Source organism: Streptomyces sp. NPDC096136, from assembly GCF_044763325.1.
GTDB lineage: Bacteria > Actinomycetota > Actinomycetes > Streptomycetales > Streptomycetaceae > Streptomyces.
Genome location: NZ_JBIWFZ010000003.1, coordinates 235,368 through 250,470 on the forward strand (window position 1 = coordinate 235,368; position 15,103 = coordinate 250,470).

Genomic DNA, 15,103 nt, shown 5'->3' on the forward strand with positions numbered 1-15,103 from the left:
GCGATCGCCGTCGGGGGCCGCTGCGTGCTCCCGCTCCCGCCCTACTGCTTCGGGAGGACCGGGCCCAGCAGCGAGGAGACCGCGGCCTGCGGGATCTCCTTGACCGACGGCCCCTGCGTCAGGACCCCCGTCACCATCGTGGTGCCCACGGCCGGGAAGTCCGCGACCTTCGTACCCACCCCGTTGTCGAGGGGGTCGACGCCGGTGTGGGCGAGCGGGTTCACCTTCAGGTTCGCGATCGGGTCGACGACCCCGGAGACGGCCGCCGCCGGGTCCAGCTCGCCGGCCTGCGCCCCTCCGGCCGCCATGGCCAGGGCGGCCCCGGCCAGGGAGAGGGTCAGTCCGGCGGAGCGGAGCCGCTGCGGAGAGGGGTCGGAGGCTGCGTGACGTGCCATTGGTTCCCGCCTGTGGTCGTAGTCGCGTGCGCACACAGCGTAGTCGAGCGGGCCTTCCGGATTCCAACGCGCCGTGTGAGACCGGTCGCAGGGGCTGTCGGCGGTGTGCCGATACCCCCGGTCATGCCTCACACTGGTCTCCCGTGAGCTGTTCATCTCCCCTTCCGACGCGCGTCGTGCTCCTGACCGGTCCCTCGGGTTCCGGCAAGTCCTCGCTGGCGGCCCGCTCGGGCCTGCCCGTACTGCGCCTGGACGACTTCTACAAGGAGGCGACGGACCCGTCCCTCCCCCTGGTCGAGGGCAGCTCGGACATCGACTGGGACTCCCCGCAGTCCTGGGACGCCGACGTCGCCGTGGCCGCCGTCGCCGAACTCTGCCGGACCGGCCGCACCGAGGTCCCGGTCTACGACATCGCGACCAGCTCCCGCACCGGCGCGGAGACCCTGGACATCTCCCGCACCCCGCTGTTCATCGCGGAGGGCATCTTCGCCGCCGACATCGCCGCCCGCTGCCAGGAGCTCGGCCTCCTCGCCGACGCGATCTGCCTGCGCGGCCGGCCTTCCACCACCTTCCGCCGCAGGCTCGCCCGCGACCTGCGCGAGGGCCGCAAGTCCCTGCCGTTCCTGCTCCGCCGGGGCCTGCGCCTGATGCGGGCCGAACGCGGCATCGTGGCCCGGCACGTGGCCCTCGGCGCCCACGCCTGCGCCCGCGACGAGGCCCTGGGCCGCCTCGCGGCCGCCGCGGCCGGCCGCCACCGCTCGGCGAGCGCCGCGGCGGCGTAGTCCGACGGGGCGACGTCCGGCGGGGCCCGCGGCATCCGGCGGGGCCCAGGACAAGAGAAGGCGGGACCAAGCGGACCCCCGTCCGCCTGATCCCGCCTCCATCCCCCCGTGGCCTCCGTCCCACCCCCGTAGGACGGACCCCCTGGCCGGTGGTCTGTGGTGTGCGCGCGGTCGTGCGCGCCGCGCGTCGTTACGCGACGAGCTCCCCGAAGGACTCCGCCTCGTCACGCCCGAAGCTCAGCGCCTCGTCCTCGCGCAGCCGGCGCAGCGAGCGCCAGATGCTCGACTTCACGGTGCCCACGCTGATGCCCAGGATCTCCGCGATCTCCGGGTCCGTGCGGCCCTCGTAGTAGCGCAGCACCAGCATCGTGCGCTGCGGCTCCGGGATCCGGGCCAGCGCCTGCCAGAGCACCGCGCGCAGCTCCGTCCCGCGCATCGCGTCCGTGTCGGAGGCCGTCTCCGGCAGCTCCTCCGTCGGGTACTCGTTCAGCTTGCGCCGACGCCACGCGCTGATGTGCAGGTTCGTCATCGTCCGGCGCAGGTAGCCGCCCACCGCCGCCTTGTCGCTGATCCGGTCCCAGGCGCGGTACGTGGAGAACAGCGCGCTCTGCAACAGGTCCTCGGCCTCGTGGCGGTCGCCGGTGAGGTGGAAGGCCGTCGCGTACAGCGCCGCGCGCCGCTCCTGGACGTACGCCGTGAACTCCGCCTCCGAGGAGGAAGTCGGAGAAGACGGGGTCCGCTGGGCGGGAACCGCCTGGTACTGGTTCGCGTCAATGGCTACGACATGAGCCTGCCGCCGGGAGCCCGGCACCGTACGGACACCCGCCCGGCGGTTCGCGTCGTGCAGCCGCGTGACAACCGCGCTGGTGGTGGTGCTGTGCAGCGTGTTCATCTCGCGCCCCCCGTCGTGGAGTCTGCTTCGGTCCGTGTTTCGATGACAAAAGACTGCCCGGCCGACTTAACCGGCGTGTCCGTCGACTGTCACAGCACTGTCACAGCCGCCTTCGTCCGCCCCCGCCACCGCCCCGCCGCCGGATCCGTCGCGCGCGACGGTCGAAGTCCCGACGGCCGATGGGACAGAATGAGCCCGTGCCTTTCCTGTTGCTGATCGAGGACGACGACGCCATCCGCACGGCCCTCGAACTCTCCCTGACACGCCAGGGCCACCGAGTGGCCACCGCGGCGACGGGTGAGGACGGCCTGAAACTGCTGCGCGAGCAGCGGCCGGACCTGATCGTGCTCGACGTCATGCTGCCCGGGATCGACGGCTTCGAGGTGTGCCGGAGGATCCGCCGCACCGACCAGCTGCCGATCATCCTGCTCACCGCTCGCAGTGACGACATCGATGTCGTCGTCGGCCTGGAGTCCGGAGCCGACGACTACGTCGTCAAGCCCGTCCAGGGGCGGGTGCTCGACGCCCGCATCCGGGCCGTGCTGCGCCGCGGCGAGCGCGAGGCCAGCGACTCCGCCGTCTTCGGGTCGCTCGTCATCGACCGGGCCGCCATGACCGTCACCAAGAACGGCGAGGACCTCCAGCTGACGCCCACCGAGCTGCGGCTGCTGCTGGAACTCAGCCGTCGGCCCGGACAGGCGCTCTCCCGCCAGCAACTGCTGCGGCTGGTCTGGGAGCACGACTACCTGGGCGACTCGCGGCTCGTCGACGCCTGCGTGCAGAGGCTGCGCGCCAAGGTCGAGGAAGTCCCCTCGTCACCCACGCTGATCCGTACCGTCAGGGGTGTCGGCTACAGGTTGGACTCCCCGCAGTGATCAAGGCCCTCTTCGCGGGCCGGCGCTGGACCAGTCTGCGGTTGCGGCTGCTCGTGGTGTTCGCCCTGGTCGCCCTCGTGGCCGCCGTCTCCGCCTCCGGAATCGCCTACTGGCTCAACCGCGAGGCGGTGCTCACCCGTACCCAGGACGCGGCCCTGGGCGACTTCCGCCAGGAGATGCAGAACCGGGCCGCGGCCCTGCCCGCCGAGCCCACCCCCGAGGAACTGCAGCGCACCGCCGAGCTGATGGCGGGCAGCAGCCCCGGGTACAGCGTGCTGCTCGTGCACGAACGCAAGGACAAGCGGCTGGTGTTCGGCGCGGCCGGAGCGGCCCCGTTCGGGCTGGACGACGTACCGAAGTCCCTCCAGAACGCGGTGAACGACCGCCAGAAGACCACGACCGCCAACGACGCCGAGTACCACATGTACTGGCAGCGCACGAAGCCCGGCGGCAACCCCTACCTGGTCGGCGGCACGCGGATCGTGGGCGGCGGACCCACCGGCTACATGTACAAGTCCCTCGCCACGGAGCGGGACGACCTCAACGCGCTGGGCTGGTCGCTGACCATCGCGACGGGCCTGGCGCTGCTCGGATCGGCGCTGCTCGCCCAGGCGGCGGCGCGGACCGTCCTCAAGCCCGTCCAGCGGCTCGGCGAGGCCGCGCGGCGGCTGGGCGAGGGGGAGTTCGACCACCGGCTCGACGTGTCGGGGACCGACGAGCTCGCCGACCTCTCGCGCACGTTCAACCGGACCGCGGAGGCGCTGGAGAAGAAGGTCGCGGACATGAGCGCCCGCGAGGAGGCGAGCCGGCGGTTCGTGGCCGACATGAGCCACGAACTGCGCACGCCGCTGACGGCGTTGACGGCCGTGGCCGAGGTGCTGGAGGAGGAGGTCGACGACCTCGACCCGATGATCGCGCCGGCGGTGGGCCTGGTGGTCAGCGAGACCCGGCGGCTGAACGACCTGGTGGAGAACCTGATGGAGGTCACCCGCTTCGACGCGGGGACGGCGCGGCTGGTGCTCGACGACGTGAACGTCGCCGACCAGGTCACGGCGTGCATCGACGCGCGGGCCTGGCTGGACGCCGTCGAGGTCGACGCCGGACGCGGGATCGTGGCGCGGCTCGACCCGCGCCGGCTCGACGTGATCCTGGCCAACCTGATCGGCAACGCCCTCAAGCACGGCGGCTCGCCGGTGCGGGTGTCGGTGCGGGTCGAGGGGGAGTGGCTGGTCGTCGCGGTCAAGGACAACGGCCCCGGCATCCCGGAGGAAGTGCTGCCGCACGTCTTCGACCGCTTCTACAAGGCGAGCGCGTCCCGGCCGAAGTCGGACGGCAGCGGCCTGGGCCTGTCGATCGCCATGGAGAACGCGCACATCCACGGGGGCGACATCACGGCCGCGAACGGCCCGGAGGGCGGGGCCGTCTTCACGCTGCGGCTTCCGGTGGACGTGGGGAAGGTGATCGCCGGTGGCGGCACGGACGCGTAGGGCGGGCGGGACGCGTAGGACGAGCAGGACGCTCATGACGAGCGGAACGCGTGAGACGAGCGGGGCGCGTACGACGCGCGGGGCGCGCAGGACCCGAAGGGCGCTGTGGGTCGTGGGGGCCGCGGGAGCCCTTGCCGCGGCGCTGTCCGGGTGCGGGATCCGCGCCACGACCGTTCCGGTCGACGTGGGCCCCGCCCCGTCGCGGGTGTCCTGCGACACCCCCGACCTGCCGTCCGGGCAGAGCGGGGTGCAGGGGTTCCGCGCCAGGATCGAGCTGGTCTGCGGATCGCAGCTGGTGGCGGTGGAACGGGTCGTCCCGGTCCCCGAGAAGCGGGCCGGGCGCGAGCCCGTGACGCTGGTCGCGCAGGCCCTGCTGGAGGAGCTGGAGCGCACCCCGTCCGAGCAGGAGCGGGAGGGCGGCTTCACCACCGGGGTACCGGACGGGCTGGCGGCCGCCCCGGCGCGGCCCGGCGACCCGGCGGGCACGGTACGGCTCAGCCGCAAGCCCGAGGACCTGCCGCCGGTGGCCCTGGCGCAGATCGTGTGCACCCTGTCCGCGAGCGACGCGGTCTCGGCGGGCCCGGGCCCCGTGGTCCTGGGCGGCCCGGACGCCGACCCGCCCCGCGCCTGGGAGTGCACGGACGCGGTCCGCTCCCGGCCGGAATCCGCCCCGACCCTGGGCGAACTGGTCCGCCCGACGACGTCCCCGTCCCCGTCGGCGTCCTGAGGCCGGAACGGCGGGCGGCCCGCGCCGCAGGGCCGCCCCCGCCCCCGCGGGGCCCGGGACCTGCCGGTGGCGGCCCACCGCCTCCCCGGGGACGTCGGAACGCCGACGGCCCCCTCGGGGGGAGCCGAGGGGGCCGTCGGGGTGGTGGGGAGGGCTAGAGGCCCATCGCCGCCGAGAGGTCCTTCTTCACCGTGTCCAGGATCTCCTGGCCGCGGACGCGGGCCGGGGCGAGGTCCGAGGCTTCCGCCACCGGGACGACCACCTCCAGGTAGCACTTCAGCTTCGGCTCCGTGCCGGACGGGCGGCAGATCACCCGGGCCTTGTAGTCGCCCTCCAGGTAATAGCGCAGGCCGTCCGTCGGGGGGAGCTTCTCCGTGCCCCGGGACAGGTCCTCCGCCGAGACCACCCGCAGGCCCGCCAGGGCCGTCGGGGGTTCCGCGCGCAGCCGCGCCATCGCGTCGGCGATGACCGACAGGTCCTCGACGCGGACCGACAGCTGGTCGGTGTGGTGCAGGCCGTGGGCCATCGCCAGGTCGTCCAGCAGGTCGGTCAGGGTGCGGCCCTGCTCCTTGAGCACCGAGGCCAGTTCGGCGACGAGGAGGGCGGCGGTGATGCCGTCCTTGTCGCGGACGCCCTCGGGGTCCACGCAGTAGCCGAGGGCTTCCTCGTAGCCGTAGCGCAGGCCCTCCACACGGGAGATCCACTTGAAGCCCGTGAGGGTCTCCTCGTAGCCCAGGTTCGCCGCCTCCGCGATGCGCCCCAGGAGGGACGAGGAGACGATCGACTCGGCGAAGACGCCCTCGGCGCCCTTGTGGACCAGGTGGGCCGCCAGGAGGGCGCCGACCTCGTCGCCGCGCAGCATGCGCCAGCCGCCGTTGTCCGGGACCGCCACCGCGCAGCGGTCGGCGTCCGGGTCGTTGGCGATCACGATGTCGGGGTGGACCTCGGCGGCCTTCGCGAAGGACAGGTCCATCGCGCCGGGCTCCTCCGGGTTGGGGAAGGCGACCGTCGGGAAGGCCGGGTCCGGCTCCGCCTGGGCCTCGACGAGGACGGGTTCCGGGAAGCCGTGCCGGGCGAAGGCCGCCATCACGACGTCCTTGCCGACGCCGTGCATGGCCGTGTAGACGGTCCGCACGCCCCGGGGGGACCCGGGGGTCAGGACGGCGTCCGTGCGCGCCAGGTAGGCCTCCAGGACCTCCTCGTCGAGCTGCAGCCAGCCGTCCGGGGGACGGGGGACGGACGCGAGGGTGGTGATCGCGTCGATCTCCGCCGCGATCCGTGCGTCCGCCGGGGAGACGATCTGCGAGCCGTCGCCGAGGTAGACCTTGTAGCCGTTGTCCCGGGGAGGGTTGTGGCTCGCGGTCACCTCGACGCCGGCGACGGCTCCCAGGTGCCTTATCGCGTACGCGAGGACGGGCGTGGGGAGGGGGCGGGGCAGTACGGCCGCGCGGAGCCCGGCGCCCGTCATGACGGCCGCCGTGTCGCGGGCGAAGTCCGCGGACTTGTAGCGGGCGTCGTAGCCGACGACCACCAGGCCGCCCTCGTGGCCCTCCGCCTTCAGGTACGCCGCCAGGCCCGCCGCGGCGCGGATGACCACGGAGCGGTTCATCCGCATCGGGCCCGCGCCGATCTCGCCGCGCAGTCCGGCGGTGCCGAACTGGAGCGTGCCGGAGAAGCGGTCCGCGAGCTCGGCGGTGTCGCCCGCGTCGACGAGCGCGCGCAGCTCGGCCGCCGTCTCCTCGTCGGGGTCCTCCGCCAGCCAGGTCCGGGCCCGGGTGAGCAGGTCGTCCTGTGCCTGTTCCACTAGTTCCGCCTTACCTCTCGTACGTCGTCGACTCGTCGATCAGATGCGGGCGAGGACCTGCGTCAGCAGGGTGCCCATGCGGGCGGCGGAGTCGCGGCCGGCCTGGAGGACCTCTTCGTGGTTGAGCGGCTCGCCGGACAGGCCCGCGGCCAGGTTGGTGACCAGGGAGATGCCGAGCACCTCGGCGCCGGCCTCACGGGCGGCGATGGCCTCCAGCACGGTGGACATGCCGACCAGGTCGGCGCCCATGACGCGGATCATGTTGATCTCGGCCGGGGTCTCGTAGTGCGGGCCGGGGAACTGGACGTAGACGCCCTCTTCGAGGGTCTCGTCGATCTCCTTGCACATCGCGCGCAGGCGCGGGGAGTACAGGTCGGTGAGGTCCACGAAGTTCGCGCCGACGATCGGCGAGGTCGCGGTGAGGTTGAGGTGGTCGCTGATCAGGACGGGCTGGCCGGGCTTCATGCCCTCGCGCAGGCCGCCGCAGCCGTTGGTGAGGACCACGGTCTTGCAGCCGGCGGCGACGGCGGTGCGGACGCCGTGCGCGACGGCGGCGACGCCGCGGCCCTCGTAGAAGTGGGTCCGGCCGAGGAAGAGCAGCGCGCGCTTGTCGCCGATCTTGTACGAGCGGATCTTGCCGCCGTGGCCCTCGACGGCGGGCGGCGGGAAGCCGGGCAGCTCGGTGACCGGGAACTCGGCCTCGGGCGCCCCGAGCGCCTCTGCGGCGGGGGCCCAGCCGGAGCCCATGACGAGGGCGACATCGTGGGATTCGACGCCGGTGAGCTCGCGGAGGCGGGCGGCGGCGGCGTCGGCGGCGGCGAAGGGGTCGGTAACAGATGCGTTCACGCAGACGAGCGTAGCCGCTGTTGGCCTACGCGCGTAGATGGCACAGCTCACGGTGTTCGGATCGTTGCCTTGTCGTTTCCGCCGAATCGTCCCGGAGGAGGGGGACGGGGCTGCGCCTCAGGCCCCGCCCGGCCTCAGCACGGTCGCTTGCGGAGCTCCATCACGTAGTCGTGCGGGGCGCCCGCCGATTCCGCGGCGTCGGCGATCTCGCCGAGGTAGCGCGCCGAGGGCAGGCCGCCCTCGTAGCCGTTGAGGACGTAGCACCAGGCGGCCTCCTCGCCGTCCAGCGTGTGGACCCGGATCCGCATGCGGCGGTAGATGTCCAGACCGACGCCCTCCCAGCGGTCCATGGAGTCCTCGTCCAGCGGCGCGATGTCGTAGAGGGCGACGAAGACCTGCTGGCGGGGGGCTTCCACGATGGTGGCGAGGGCGCCCTCCCAGCCCATCTGCTCGCCGCCGAAGGTCAGCCGCCAGTCGTTGATCCAGCCCGTGCCGCGCAGCGGCGAATGCGGAGCGCGGCGCGTCATCAGCCGCGGGTCGAGGTTGCCGGCGTACGCGGCGTAGAGCGACATGAGGTCGAGGGTACGGGAGGGGCGCCCCGGCACGCGTGCCCGGATGGCGCACGGATGAAAGGACCGGGAGTGGAGCACCTTGAAGCGTGCGGGACAATGGGCGTGGAATGCATCCCCCGGGGAGACCCCCCGGATCGCCGGCCGGGGCGGCAGCCGGCCGGGCAGACGTGAGGCGGAGTTTTCGTGACCCGGATCGTGATCATCGGCGGCGGACCCGGCGGGTATGAGGCGGCCCTCGTGGGGGCCCAGCTCGGCGCGGAGGTGACCGTCGTCGACTGCGACGGCCTGGGCGGGGCGTCGGTGCTGACCGACTGCGTGCCCTCGAAGACCCTCATCGCGACCGCCGAGGTCATGACCACCTTCGACTCCTCGTACGAGGAGCTCGGCATCGTCGTCGCCGACGACACCCCGCCCATCGAGCAGGCCGCGCGCGTCGTCGGCGTCGACCTCGGCAAGGTGAACCGGCGCGTGAAGCGCCTCGCGCTCGCCCAGTCGCACGACATCACCGCGTCCGTGACCCGTGCCGGCGCCCGCGTCCTGCGCGGCCGCGGCAAGCTCGGCGGGCCGCAGGGCATCGACGGCACCCGCGACGTGATCGTCACCGCGGCCGACGGCACGGAGACGATCCTCACCGCCGACGCCGTGCTGATCGCCACCGGCGGCACCCCCCGCGAGATCCCCGACGCGATGCCCGACGGGGAGCGGATCCTGAACTGGACCCAGGTCTACGACCTGGAGGAGCTCCCCGAGGAGCTCATCGTGGTCGGCTCCGGTGTGACCGGTGCCGAGTTCGCCGGCGCGTACCAGGCGCTGGGCTCCCGGGTGACGCTGGTCTCCTCGCGCGACCGCGTGCTGCCGGGTGAGGACCCGGACGCGGCCGCCGTCCTGGAGGACGTCTTCCGCCGCCGCGGCATGAACGTCATCGGCCGCTCGCGCGCCGAGTCCGCCAAGCGGGTCGGGGACCGGGTCGAGGTCACCCTCTCCGACGGCCGCGTCATCGGCGGTACCCACTGCCTGATGGCGGTCGGCGCGATCCCGAACACCAAGGACATGAACCTGGAGGAGTCCGGGGTCCGCCTCAAGGAGTCCGGGCACATCTGGACCGACAAGGTGTCGCGGACCTCCTCGCCGGGCGTCTACGCGGCCGGCGACGTGACGGGCGTCTTCGCGCTGGCGTCCGTCGCCGCCATGCAGGGGCGCATCGCGATGTACCACTTCCTCGGTGACGCGGTGGCCCCGCTGAACCTCAAGACGGTCTCGTCGAACGTCTTCACCGACCCCGAGATCGCCACTGTCGGTTACACCCAGGCCGACGTGGACGCCGGGAAGATCGACGCCCGTGTCGTGAAGCTGCCCCTGCTGCGCAACCCGCGCGCCAAGATGCAGGGCATCCGGGACGGCTTCGTGAAGCTGTTCTGCCGTCCGGGCACCGGGATCGTCGTCGGCGGCGTGGTCGTCTCGCCGCGCGCGAGCGAGCTGATCCACCCCATCTCGATCGCCGTCGACAACAACCTGACGGTCGAGCAGATCGCAAACGCGTTCACCGTGTACCCCTCGCTGTCGGGTTCGATCGCCGAGGTCGCCCGTCAGCTGCACACGCGCAAGGCGGCCGGAGAGGCGTAGGGGCCCGCGCCGCTCGGAGCCAACCGCCCCTCCCCGCACGGGGGTTGGGGCGGGTTTCGGATACGGGCGGCGGCGCGCGGGTGGACGCGGGGTGTCGGTTCGGACGCGTATACCACTTGTCGCCCCACCGTATGGACAACTTCGGTATTCCGGCGCAAGGAGCTGAAACCAGACGGTCGTTGGGGTTACTGTCAGTTTCGTGTTCGCTGCTGAACGTCGCCAACTGATCCTCGAAATGGTGCGGGCCAACGGGGCGGTATCCCTCCGTGAGCTCGCCCGCGTCGTCCAGACCTCCGAAGTGACCGTACGGCGGGACGTGCGGGCACTGGAGGCAGAAGGACTCCTTGACCGCCGACACGGCGGTGCGGTCTTGCCGGGTGGTTTCACGCGGGAGTCCGGCTTTCCGCAAAAGTCCCATCTCGCGACGGCGGAGAAGACCGCCATCGCCGATGTGGCGGCCGGCCTCGTCGAAGAAGGCGAGGCCGTCGTCGTCGGCGCGGGCACCACGACCCAGGAGCTGGCCCGCCGGCTCGCCCGGGTGCCCGGACTCACCGTCGTCACCAACTCGCTGCTCGTCGCCCAGGCGCTGGCGCACGCCAACCGGGTGGAGGTGGTGATGACCGGCGGCACGCTGCGCGGGTCGAACTACGCCCTCGTCGGCAGCGGCGCCGAGCAGTCCCTCCAGGGGCTGCGCGTCTCGCGGGCCTTCCTGTCCGGCAGCGGCCTGACCGCCGAGCGCGGGCTGTCCACGTCCAACATGCTCTCCGCGAGCGTGGACCGGGCGCTGGTACAGGCGGCGGCGGAGGTCGTGGTCCTCGCCGACCACACGAAGCTCGGCACCGACACGATGTTCCAGACGGTGCCGACGGACGTGATGACCCGGCTCGTGACGGACGAGCCCCCGCCGCACGACGACCGGGCCGCCACCGAGCTCCAGGCGCTGGCCGACCAGGGCGTGCAGATCACCGTGGCCGGCTCCGCCCCGGCCGCCGGCGGGCACGGCGGCGCCGGGGACGGCATGGCGGGGCGCAGGCAGCGCCGGGAGTCACCGCTGCCGGTCCAGCGGCGCGGCGGGCCCACCGCCCAGCTGCGGAGCGCTCCCGCGTCGATGCTGGAGCAGCAGGCGGGGGAGCGGGCGCGGGTCGCGGACATGCGGCGCCGCTAGCCGCGCTTCCCCCCGGCCGGTGTCCGCCGGGCCGTCCCCGCCAGGGCGGCCCGTCGGACACCGGCCGGCGGCGTTGCGGGGTGCCTGCCCTGCGGGGCTGGTCCCCTACCCGCCCTTCCACCGTTCCCCGGGGCTGCGCCCCGGACCCCGTTGCGCTCGAACCCCGTCGTGCTCACACGTCGCGCGGGCTGTTCATGAGGGGGCTCCGCCCCGCAGGGACCCGGTGTGTGCGAAGGCCCCCGTCCGGGTTGACCGGGCGGGGGCCTTCGTGGGGCGCGGGGGCGTCAGTCCTTGATCTCGCAGATCGTGGCGCCCGAGGTGAGGGACGCGCCGACCTCGGCGGTCAGGCCGACGACGGTGCCGGAGCGGTGCGCGTTGAGCGGCTGCTCCATCTTCATCGCCTCCAGGACGACGATCAGGTCGCCCTCGTTGACCTGCTGGCCCTCCTCCACCGCGACCTTGACGATCGTGCCCTGCATCGGGGACGCGAGGGTGTCGCCGGAGGCGGCCGGGCCGGACTTCTTGGCGGCGCGGCGCTTCGGCTTGGCACCGCCCGCGGCGGCCGTACGGGCCAGGGTCATGCCCAGCGAGGACGGGAGGGAGACCTCCAGGCGCTTGCCGCCCACCTCGACGACGACCGTCTCGCGGCCGGGCTCGTCCTCGGTGTCCTCGGCGGCCGGGGCCGCGAAGGGCTTGATCTCGTTGACGAACTCGGTCTCGATCCAGCGGGTGTGGACCGTGAACGGGTTGCCGCCGGCCGGGGCGAACGCCGGGTCGGCGACGACCGCGCGGTGGAACGGGATGGCGGTGGCCATGCCCTCCACGTTGAACTCCGCCAGGGCGCGCGCGGCGCGCTGGAGGGCCTGCTCGCGGGTGGCGCCGGTGACGATCAGCTTGGCGAGCAGCGAGTCCCAGGCGGGGCCGATGACCGAGCCGGACTCCACGCCGGCGTCCAGGCGGACGCCCGGGCCGGTCGGGGCGTCGAACCTGGTGACGGTGCCGGGGGCGGGCAGGAAGCCCCGGCCCGGGTCCTCGCCGTTGATGCGGAACTCGAAGGAGTGGCCGCGCAGGACCGGGTCCCCGTAGCCGAGCTCCTCGCCGTCGGCGATGCGGAACATCTCGCGGACCAGGTCGATGCCGGCGACCTCCTCGGTCACCGGGTGCTCGACCTGGAGGCGCGTGTTGACCTCCAGGAAGGAGATGGTGCCGTCGGTGCCGACCAGGAACTCGACGGTGCCCGCGCCGACGTAGCCGGCCTCCTTGAGGATGGCCTTGGACGCGGCGTAGAGCTCGGCGTTCTGGGCCTCGGACAGGAAGGGGGCCGGGGCCTCCTCCACGAGCTTCTGGTGGCGGCGCTGGAGCGAGCAGTCGCGGGTGGAGACGACCACCACGTTGCCGTGGGAGTCGGCCAGGCACTGGGTCTCGACGTGGCGCGGCTTGTCGAGGTAGCGCTCGACGAAGCACTCGCCGCGGCCGAAGGCGGCCACGGCCTCGCGCACGGCGGACTCGTACAGCTCGGGGACCTCTTCGAGCGTGCGGGCGACCTTCAGGCCGCGGCCGCCGCCGCCGAAGGCGGCCTTGATGGCGATGGGCAGCCCGTGCTGCTCGGCGAAGGCGACGACCTCGTCGGCCCCGGAGACGGGGTCGGGGGTACCCGCGACGAGCGGGGCGCCGGCGCGCTGGGCGATGTGGCGGGCGGCCACCTTGTCGCCGAGGTCGCGGATGGCGTGCGGCGGCGGGCCGATCCAGGTCAGGCCCGCGTCGATGACGGCCTGGGCGAACTCGGCGTTCTCGGACAGGAAGCCGTATCCGGGGTGGACGGCGTCCGCACCCGAGTCTGCGGCGGCCTGCAGGACCTTGCCGATGTCGAGGTAGCTGGTCGCCGGGGTGTCACCGCCCAACGCGAAAGCTTCGTCTGCCGCGCGGACGTGCAGAGCGTCCCGGTCCGGATCGGCGTAGACGGCTACGCTCGCGATCCCGGCGTCCCGGCAGGCCCGAGCAACGCGGACAGCGATTTCGCCACGGTTGGCGATGAGCACCTTGCGCACGATGGCTCCCTCCTTGAAACAAGCTGAGTTTAGGGACTGCCGACACGGCCTTTCGACCCTTCCCCGGTGGTGAGCTTGCCCACACAGAGCGTGATGCGAGTGCCCCTTGAGTGTGAAAACCCTTGTGTCGCCCCAGGTCAGGGAGATCCCCGACTGCACAGTAACCCCGTGGCGCGCCTGAGGTCTCTGTTCGGCGGGTCAGCGGCCCCTGCTGATTCTTTGTGGAGTCCCTACGAACGGCCTATGCATTCTTTGCGTGAGAGCCGTCACGGCCCCCCTCCGGTAACGAAGCCGCCGCGACCCCTTGTCCACAGGTTTACTCGTTAGTAGCCTCCGTGGCGTCGAACACGCTTGTGGCGTGGGAGGGATGGGGGCGTCGTGCTGCGCAGACTCGTGGCGGGGCTGGGCGCGCTCGCGCTCGCCGCGGAGGCGGCGGTGCTCGTGCTCGTCCATCTGGTGCTCGGCCGGACGACCGCCGACCAGTCGATGTCGGTCGCGGGCAGCGATCCGGACGTCATGTCCAAGGCCACCTACGGCCTGGGCGCGGCCATCGGGGCGTTCCTCCTGCTGGCCGCCGCGCTCCTCGCCGCGGCCGCCCTGCGCGACCACCCGCCCGGCCGTGTCGCCCGGCCCGTCCTGGTGGCCGCCGCCGTCACCCACGGGGTGCTCGGCGCCCTCGCCGTCGGACTCGTCGGCTGGGGCGCCTTCACGGCGACGATGGCGGTCTTCTGCCTGATCGTGCTGACCCTGACCCTCTACGCCGACCGGGCGGCGCCGACGGCACCCGGGAAGGGGCTCAGACCCACAATTCCGTGATGGAGACGTCCAGTTCTCCCAGCAGGGAGCGCAGCAGCGGCATCGACAGGCCGATGACGTTGCCGGGGTCCCCGTCGATGCCGTCGATGAACGCCGACGACAGCCCGTCCAGGGTGAACGCACCGGCCACGTGCAGCGGCTCGCCGCTCTCCACGTACGCCGCCACCTCCGCGTCCGTCGGCTCGCCGAAGCGGACCGTCGTCGAGGCCGTCGCCGATACCTGGCGGCCCGTCGCCGTGTCGATCACGCAGTGCCCCGTGCGCAGCACGCCGGCCCGCCCGCGCATCGACTTCCAGCGGGCGGTGGCCTCCGCCGCGTCCGCCGGCTTGCCCAGCGCCTCGCCGTCCAGCTCCAGCACCGAGTCGCAGCCGATCACCAGCGCGCCGGCGGCCTCGGCGAGCTCCGCCACCACGCCCGCCTTGGCCTCCGCCAGGGCCAGCGCCAGGTCGGCCGGGTTGTCGTGGTTCAGCGTGTCCTCGTCGAAGCCGCTGACGATCACGTGCGGGGCCAGGCCGGCCTGCCGCAGCAGGTTCAGCCGGGCGGGGGAGGCGGAGGCGAGGACGAGCGTGCGTACGGTCATGGGGGCCATCGTAGGGCGGCCCGGGGACCGCATCCCGGGGCGGACCTAGAACGGGGCCACGCCGAGGACGTACACGCCGACCAGCACCGCCAGCAGCAGCACCACCAGCATCCGCCGCAGCATCGCCTGGGCGTCGCGCATGTCCTTCGGCGGCTCGTCCTTCGGGTCTGACCAGAGCATGCTCCGATCCTTGCCCCGGCACGACGGTGGCGCCTGAGTACGGGTACTCAGGCGCCACCGTCCGTTCGCGCCATCTTTCCCCCGGCGGGGGGACGGCTCAGCCCTGGCCGGGCCAGTACGTACGGCCCCACGCCCGCGGCCCCGGCCGCAGCGCGTGCCGGCGGGCCACCCGGCCCGGCGCGGCCCACTCGTCCGGGACCCGGGGCGCGCCCGACGGGGCCGAGGCCAGCGCCGCCGCGCGCAGTCGGACCACCGCCAGTGCGGCGGCCAGCTCCTCGGGGGTCGGGTTGCCCTTGACGACCTTGATCATC

16 protein-coding genes are annotated in these 15,103 nt (G+C 73.0%); 7 read left to right on the plus strand and 9 right to left on the minus strand.

The annotated features are described in order from the left end of the window. Positions 1-41: 41 nt before the first annotated feature. On the minus strand, positions 42-395 hold the full coding sequence (locus tag ACIRBY_RS07365; protein ID WP_042811824.1) for a hypothetical protein: 354 nt from the start codon (positions 393-395) through the stop codon (positions 42-44). A gap of 143 nt (positions 396-538) precedes the next feature. Here ACIRBY_RS07365 and ACIRBY_RS07370 point away from each other — a divergent pair, with 143 nt between their 5' ends. After that, a complete protein-coding gene (locus tag ACIRBY_RS07370; RefSeq protein WP_403897376.1) occupies positions 539-1,177 on the plus strand; it encodes a uridine kinase in 639 nt (212 codons plus the stop codon). Positions 1,178-1,367: 190 nt separating this feature from the next. Here ACIRBY_RS07370 and ACIRBY_RS07375 read toward each other — a convergent pair whose 3' ends face one another. Beyond that, on the minus strand, positions 1,368-2,069 hold the full coding sequence (locus tag ACIRBY_RS07375) for a SigE family RNA polymerase sigma factor (protein WP_403897379.1): 702 nt from the start codon (positions 2,067-2,069) through the stop codon (positions 1,368-1,370). 197 nt (positions 2,070-2,266) lie between these two features. On the opposite strand from ACIRBY_RS07375, the gene afsQ1 reads away from it, so the two are divergent. Genes afsQ1 through ACIRBY_RS07390 form a run of 3 tightly spaced genes read left to right on the plus strand, consistent with a single transcriptional unit; the run spans position 2,267 to position 5,158 of the window. Next, positions 2,267-2,944: a two-component system response regulator AfsQ1 gene (afsQ1, locus tag ACIRBY_RS07380; RefSeq protein WP_185117195.1), complete on the plus strand. Its 678-nt coding sequence runs from the start codon at positions 2,267-2,269 to the stop codon at positions 2,942-2,944. Then, positions 2,941-4,431 carry a sensor histidine kinase gene (locus ACIRBY_RS07385; protein WP_403897383.1) on the plus strand — a complete coding sequence of 497 codons (1,491 nt, stop codon included), beginning with the start codon at positions 2,941-2,943 and terminating at the stop codon, positions 4,429-4,431. Before afsQ1 ends, ACIRBY_RS07385 begins: the two co-directional genes overlap by 4 nt. A 34-nt stretch (positions 4,432-4,465) precedes the next feature. Continuing rightward, positions 4,466-5,158 carry a hypothetical protein gene (locus ACIRBY_RS07390; protein WP_403897386.1) on the plus strand — a complete coding sequence of 231 codons (693 nt, stop codon included), beginning with the start codon at positions 4,466-4,468 and terminating at the stop codon, positions 5,156-5,158. 154 nt (positions 5,159-5,312) lie between these two features. On the opposite strand, the gene ACIRBY_RS07395 is transcribed toward ACIRBY_RS07390, so the two are convergent. The 3 genes from ACIRBY_RS07395 to ACIRBY_RS07405 form a co-directional block, all read right to left on the minus strand. Then, on the minus strand, positions 5,313-6,962 hold the full coding sequence (locus ACIRBY_RS07395) for a phospho-sugar mutase (RefSeq protein WP_403897388.1): 1,650 nt from the start codon (positions 6,960-6,962) through the stop codon (positions 5,313-5,315). A 39-nt stretch (positions 6,963-7,001) separates the two neighbouring features. Continuing rightward, positions 7,002-7,808 carry a purine-nucleoside phosphorylase gene (locus tag ACIRBY_RS07400; RefSeq protein ID WP_045949141.1) on the minus strand — a complete coding sequence of 269 codons (807 nt, stop codon included), beginning with the start codon at positions 7,806-7,808 and terminating at the stop codon, positions 7,002-7,004. Positions 7,809-7,942: 134 nt separating this feature from the next. Further along, positions 7,943-8,380 (minus strand): gamma-glutamylcyclotransferase, encoded by a 438-nt coding sequence (locus tag ACIRBY_RS07405; RefSeq protein ID WP_007266087.1) that lies wholly within the window; start codon positions 8,378-8,380, stop codon positions 7,943-7,945. A 183-nt stretch (positions 8,381-8,563) separates the two neighbouring features. On the opposite strand from ACIRBY_RS07405, the gene ACIRBY_RS07410 reads away from it, so the two are divergent. Together ACIRBY_RS07410 and ACIRBY_RS07415 are read left to right on the plus strand one after the other, a co-directional pair. Next, positions 8,564-10,003 (plus strand): NAD(P)H-quinone dehydrogenase, encoded by a 1,440-nt coding sequence (locus ACIRBY_RS07410; RefSeq protein ID WP_403897392.1) that lies wholly within the window; start codon positions 8,564-8,566, stop codon positions 10,001-10,003. A 235-nt stretch (positions 10,004-10,238) separates the two neighbouring features. Then, positions 10,239-11,168 carry a DeoR/GlpR family DNA-binding transcription regulator gene (locus ACIRBY_RS07415; RefSeq protein WP_403898222.1) on the plus strand — a complete coding sequence of 310 codons (930 nt, stop codon included), beginning with the start codon at positions 10,239-10,241 and terminating at the stop codon, positions 11,166-11,168. 284 nt (positions 11,169-11,452) lie between these two features. On the opposite strand, the gene ACIRBY_RS07420 is transcribed toward ACIRBY_RS07415, so the two are convergent. Then, positions 11,453-13,216, minus strand: coding sequence for an acetyl/propionyl/methylcrotonyl-CoA carboxylase subunit alpha (locus tag ACIRBY_RS07420; RefSeq protein WP_403897394.1), 1,764 nt, complete (start codon positions 13,214-13,216; stop codon positions 11,453-11,455). 378 nt (positions 13,217-13,594) lie between these two features. Here ACIRBY_RS07420 and ACIRBY_RS07425 point away from each other — a divergent pair, with 378 nt between their 5' ends. Then, on the plus strand, positions 13,595-14,032 hold the full coding sequence (locus tag ACIRBY_RS07425; protein WP_403897396.1) for a hypothetical protein: 438 nt from the start codon (positions 13,595-13,597) through the stop codon (positions 14,030-14,032). Here the strand turns inward: ACIRBY_RS07425 and ACIRBY_RS07430 are convergent. The 3 genes from ACIRBY_RS07430 to ACIRBY_RS07440 all read right to left on the minus strand — a co-directional run bounded on the left by ACIRBY_RS07430 (position 14,013) and on the right by ACIRBY_RS07440 (position 15,102). Continuing rightward, entirely contained in the window at positions 14,013-14,621 is a 609-nt protein-coding gene (locus tag ACIRBY_RS07430; protein ID WP_403897398.1) for a nucleoside triphosphate pyrophosphatase, read from the minus strand. The genes ACIRBY_RS07425 and ACIRBY_RS07430 overlap by 20 nt on opposite strands. Before the next feature lie 36 nt (positions 14,622-14,657). Continuing rightward, positions 14,658-14,792 carry a morphogenic membrane protein MmpB gene (gene mmpB, locus ACIRBY_RS07435; RefSeq protein WP_403897401.1) on the minus strand — a complete coding sequence of 45 codons (135 nt, stop codon included), beginning with the start codon at positions 14,790-14,792 and terminating at the stop codon, positions 14,658-14,660. Between the two features lie 97 nt (positions 14,793-14,889). Continuing rightward, the gene (locus tag ACIRBY_RS07440; RefSeq protein ID WP_403897404.1) at positions 14,890-15,102 is read right to left on the minus strand and encodes an acyl-CoA carboxylase subunit epsilon; all 213 of its coding nucleotides are present in this window, start codon (positions 15,100-15,102) and stop codon (positions 14,890-14,892) included. Position 15,103 lies beyond the last annotated feature (1 nt).